Genomic DNA, 4767 nt, shown 5'->3' with positions numbered 1-4767 from the left:
GGAATAGACAGATTGGATGAAAATGCACCACCACAGGTGCGCGAAAGCAGAACCGAACCTGAAGACGCCGGCGTAACCACGACTGCGTTCGAAGATCCGGCTACGGCAGCAGCTGGTGTCACCCCGCGCAGCACCGTGCACAATAACCTGCGGGTTCGACCCCGCCCGCGCACGGCCTGGCCGATCTCAATCACGCCGCGCCGTTCCGTCCGCCGAGGAGCGGCTGGTGCAGCAGCCGACACGCTGCTGATGGCCTCGACGGTGATCAAATCCAGCGACGAAGCCGCCGATGCCGCCGGGCGCTCTACGACACGCCCGGTAGTGCTCTTCTTCGGTTTTCAGCATGGATCGCGCGATAGAACTCGTTGCGTAATTTCTCAAGAAGACGTGCTCTGACGCGCAGATGATGATGTACCTCACCGCCTTCGCCCTCTGAGAATCTTATGCATGCGCAAGAGGATTCACGAAGTCAGTCATTCAAAGACATCAAATCCACGCCGATAGCCGAACGATCCGGACGCAATGTCGAAGTTGAGTAAGGGCCGGCCGAAAACTCTCGCCCCTGACAAAAATGACCTGAGACCGTTGTTCCCTCCATTTCAATGGAGAGTCCGGCGCTTCATTTCTGGCGATCCGGACGATCCGAATTCGGCACGCGGAACCGTGACTGGGAGAAATCCTACGCCCGTGGCGGCCCGAGGCGACTGGGAGGGTTTCGGCGACAGTGCGCGCGCTACGTGATGTCTGGCGCAGCGGCTTGAACGAACGCTGTTCTCCACTCTCACGCAAGCACGGGCAGCAATCGATCTATGGACAGGTCGCATGAGGCTCCTGGTGATCGGAAGCCTGCACCATCCGCTCCCGCTTTTGCAGGGGCACGGGTGCATTCTCCGCCCGGTTGTTCAATCGCTTATGCGACCGAGGCTCGACACCCGGCATCTGCGGATTCCGACAATTTACCGGAGGAGAGAACGGACAAGCCACGTCTCTCGGCCTCTATCGGCTATGCAAGGGTCTCCACCGGCGACCAGGACACCGCCCTGCAACTCGACGCTCTGCGCAAAGCGGTTTTCGAGAATAAGGCATCCGACTGAAGACTGAACGGACCGGATTGGCGGAGGCGATCGGCTACGTTCGCGAGGGCGACACGCCCACAGTCTGGAAACTCGACCGCCTCGGCCGGTCGATGAAGCACCTCATCGAGATCATCACCGAACTGGAGCGGCGTCGGCTTCCGATCCATAACCGAAACATCGACATCACGCCATCCGGCGGTCGCCTGGTCTTCCACCTGTTCGGCGAGCCGCGGAGTTTTGCGCTGATGTCGCTTGTGCCCACAGCAATCAGAAATCTCCCAACCTTTCACAATCTAGATGGATCAATGAGCGGTCTACTTAGCGAGAAACGCGTTGTGGAAATCATTCGCCACAGCGCGGCCGCCCTGCAAAACAAAATCAGGGTCAGATCCATAGGTGAATAGGCTGAGGCCAAGTACTTTAAGTCGAATCATATATTCTATGGATGCCACATCAATGCCAGATGCTATACCGTACTTCTTAGCTGCATTCGCGACGGCTTGACATGCATCCACTAGCTCGGGTGTGAGCTCTCCCGGTTCCATGCCCAAGGAAAGGGCAAGATCTGCCGGTCCGACGAAGAGCGCGTCCACACCAGGCGTTGAAGCTATGTCGTCCAGATTATTGAGAGCCTCTCGTGTTTCAATCTGGAGTACGACGGCCAAACTAGAGTCCGCAGCCTTGCGATACTCCGCATTGTTTTGGTAATAGTTCGATGCTCTCCACGCGCCAGATCCACGCTTTCCCGTGGGCGGATATTTTGCGGACGACACAGCTTCAATGGCTTCGGCACCGGAGTTTACCATTGGCACCATGATGCCGTTCGCACCATGATCTAGCGCGGCTTTAATGAGTTCAATCCTGTTCCAGGCTACTCTGTAGAGTACAGGCATGCCGTACCGTTCAGTCGCAGGAAGAATCTGCAGGAGCGCGTTGGGCGGAATGGGCGAATGCTCGCCATCAACCAGAAGAAAATCTAGGTTTGTCTGCGCCAATGTCTCTGCGACTATCACATGCGGAATTTGCATCCAGGCGCCAATTTGCGGTTTTCCCGACCTGATCGTTTCAGCGAACGAATTTTTTGCCATTCTCACAATCCTTTGCGCGCCCAAGTGAGTTGTTTTCTCGCGGGGACGATGGCAGGGTTCTTGACTGACCAAAATATACAGTTTGTCCAGAAGTTGCCTATCACACGAAGCGATATTCGCCGTTGACACAGGCTCCGCTCCGGCGAAGGGTGCAAAGGCCACTGCTGAAGCGCTGACGTGGGTCTCGGTTCGTTACAGTGTCATAAGCCTCGGACGGTTTCGCGGCAGCACTCCGGCAGCAGGTTGCTTGGCTTGTGACGTTGTTAGCTCGACTTTGTATGTTTAGCTGGCGAAGCAACAGGGCTTGCGCCATTCGCAGGATGCGCTCTGGCGGGATATTTTGTCGTTCCCGGTTTGGCGGGGAGCGTTGATTAATGTCGCCGATCCAGATTTGCGAGGCGGACGGCGCCGAAGGCATCGCTGAACGTGAGGCTGGTTTTTCGGTTCCACGCTGCTGCGTATGGGGTGGTGGTGCTGGTGAGCAGATCGCAGGCCCATAGCGATACGAGGCTGTAGAGCCCTCCGCTTTGGCGGTGGCGCAAACAGGCTGGCATCCAGTCGCAGCCGGCTGATGAGCGTTGCCCTGGCAGTGATGGCATGGCCCAGTTCATGGACGGCAAAGCTGCTGTCGCCTACGAAGATGATGCGGCGCCCTGGCAGCCAGCGACAGAGTTGCAGCGCGCCCTGCCGCGCCCAGTCGGTCAGCAGCTTGTGGCGCCGCCCGCGTTGATGGTCGGATCGCTCGGATGAGGCAAGCAGGGTCAAGACCGGCAAGGCCTTTACCAGGCTCGTCCATGGCACCGGGGTCAGAACCATGAAGCTCAACCAGCGCGGGCCACTGGCTTTGACGAAATGGCCATGGCTGGAGCGCACTGGATCCCGGTAGATGCCCCGGGCGCTGATCCGGTGTCCCCATCGGCGTTCGATGGTGTCGTCCATGCCAATGACGATGGGGCCATCGGGCACGAGCCGTTCGACCACGAGGCCCAGCAACCGCCTGGCAACGGCACGGGGGCTCCAGCAGGCTCGGTTGAGGATCTGGTGGTAGCTTGCAAAGTTGGCGGCCTCGGCCCGGGCCGGTCATGCGCAGGCAAGAGCTGACGGTCCGCTTGCCCGGCGCCAGCAAAGCTCCCATGACCAGAACAAGGGCATGTTCCCAACTGGGCGCTGTGAAGCAGGTGCGCAACGCTTGGAGCCACTGGCGCAGGATCTGGGGAACGGCATCGCCGACAGCGACGCTGGGATGGTGCAGCATCCCAGCTCTGAATCCCGGCCAGCACATGTTGCAAGGCAATGACCGTGCGGCGAAGTGAATCAGGCCTGCCCGAGGCCGCGGCAGCTATGACTGCACAATGGAAAAGGACGACATTGCCCTGCGCATCGAAGCGTTCGACGAGGTCAATGGCGGCGGCGTTGGCTGGTACAAGGACAAAGGTGCCTACCAGCTGTACCTGCTGGCAACTGAGGTGCCGATCGCCCACCGCGGCAAGCCAGGCATGATCGTCTCCGACCACGGCACGGAGTTCACCTCGAACGCCATCCTTGCATGGTCGAAGGATCACGGGATCGAATGGCACTACATCGCGCCGGGCAAGCCGATGCAGAACGGTTATGTCGAATCCTTCAACGGTCGCATGCGCGACGAGCTCTTGAACGAAAGCCTGTTCTTCGGCCTCGACCACGCCCGCAGCGCCATCGCCGAATGGCGGGAGGACTTCAACACCGCGAGGCCTCGTTCCTCGCTCGGCTACCAGACCCCGGCGGCATACGCCGAGGACATCACCGCAACCGGCTCCGACGCTGTGCTGATGGAAGGCTCTGCGCCTCCGCCGGTTGCTCAACCCGCGCCAAGAGGCGTAACAGAAACGGCCAAGGCTCTAATCGCCGCTGGATGAATGTTCAGTGGCAGGTCAGTGGCTGTCGACGCCGTGAACCTCGAAGACATACTTCGCAGGATCCAGACCTAGTCGAACGACCTGCACCACATCCTTCCTCATTGGAGTTGGCGTTCGAGATTTCACCGCGCCTAGAGGGCGGGGACCATACCATTGGCCCCGTTGGGCAAGAAGATTCCAACATGGCAATACTGAACCGGTCAGGTTCATTCACGTGTTCGGCCTGTTTTCGTGCGGCCTTGGACTGCTGGCCATGATGGTGTTGTCGGTGCGGATCGAGCCGTCATCAAGCTGCCGCGCTGCGATGCGCGTATCTGCATCACTGATGTCGTTCTCTCCTGCCCAAATTGCATTTCATTTCGCGTGACCGTCGATTACCCTTGAGCCGTTGACGGCTTCGCGCGGTAGTTTGCCGCCCGCGGCGTTCGTGTCGGCCGCTTTGTTCTTATTGCGCTTGACTAATCGCGAGGTCGCAAGAATGTGTGAAATCCGCACAATTCTGCCGTTCGTCGAGGGATTTGCTCCGCATTATGGCGAACCTCTGCGGTCGTTCCATCTTTAGACAAATAATGATTCGCAGTCAGGTCGTGCAGTGCTTGAGCCTTCTGACTGCGTAGCCGCCGACCCATCCATATTTATCCTTTCTGACCGTTAAAATGCACAAAAGCCACCAATTCCGCGGAGCACAGTTTGTCGCGAGGATGCGCT

At 58.8% G+C, this 4767-nt stretch carries 5 protein-coding genes and 2 pseudogenes; 4 read left to right on the top strand and 3 right to left on the bottom strand.

The annotated features are described in order from the left end of the window. Window positions 1–396, top strand: a 396-nt coding sequence (locus NKJ17_RS33555; RefSeq protein ID WP_352691987.1) for a hypothetical protein, incomplete at its 5' end; no start/stop codon positions are given. A gap of 450 nt (window positions 397–846) precedes the next feature. On the opposite strand, the pseudogene NKJ17_RS33550 reads toward NKJ17_RS33555, so the two are convergent. Beyond that, window positions 847–951: pseudogene (locus NKJ17_RS33550) on the bottom strand (IS6 family transposase); the annotation flags it as partial. 160 nt (window positions 952–1111) lie between these two features. On the opposite strand from NKJ17_RS33550, the gene NKJ17_RS34210 reads away from it, so the two are divergent. After that, entirely contained in the window at window positions 1112–1480 is a 369-nt protein-coding gene (locus NKJ17_RS34210; protein ID WP_502906599.1) for a recombinase family protein, read from the top strand. On the opposite strand, the gene NKJ17_RS33540 is transcribed toward NKJ17_RS34210, so the two are convergent. Both NKJ17_RS33540 and NKJ17_RS33535 read right to left on the bottom strand, forming a co-directional pair. Beyond that, on the bottom strand, window positions 1391–2164 hold the full coding sequence (locus tag NKJ17_RS33540) for an HpcH/HpaI aldolase family protein (protein WP_352691986.1): 774 nt from the start codon (window positions 2162–2164) through the stop codon (window positions 1391–1393). The genes NKJ17_RS34210 and NKJ17_RS33540 overlap by 90 nt on opposite strands. Before the next feature lie 282 nt (window positions 2165–2446). After that, window positions 2447–3202, bottom strand: a complete 756-nt coding sequence (locus NKJ17_RS33535; protein ID WP_352691988.1) for a transposase — start codon at window positions 3200–3202, stop codon at window positions 2447–2449. Window positions 3203–3636: 434 nt separating this feature from the next. Between NKJ17_RS33535 and NKJ17_RS33530 the strand changes: the two are divergent. Both NKJ17_RS33530 and NKJ17_RS33525 read left to right on the top strand, forming a co-directional pair. After that, a pseudogene (locus NKJ17_RS33530) lies at window positions 3637–4059 on the top strand (integrase core domain-containing protein); the annotation flags it as partial. A 214-nt stretch (window positions 4060–4273) separates the two neighbouring features. Further along, on the top strand, window positions 4274–4426 hold the full coding sequence (locus NKJ17_RS33525) for a hypothetical protein (protein WP_352691983.1): 153 nt from the start codon (window positions 4274–4276) through the stop codon (window positions 4424–4426). Window positions 4427–4767 lie beyond the last annotated feature (341 nt).

It is taken from the genome of Mesorhizobium sp. M0208 (assembly GCF_040322015.1).
Taxonomy (GTDB): Bacteria; Pseudomonadota; Alphaproteobacteria; order Rhizobiales; family Rhizobiaceae; genus Mesorhizobium.
This window is presented reverse-complemented; position numbering and strand designations above follow the sequence as displayed.

Excerpts from the sequence above, each read along its gene's own strand:
- NKJ17_RS33540 (WP_352691986.1), bottom strand. The coding sequence starts at position 2,164 with ATGGCAAAAAATTCGTTCGCTGAAACGATCAGGTCGGGAAAACCGCAA.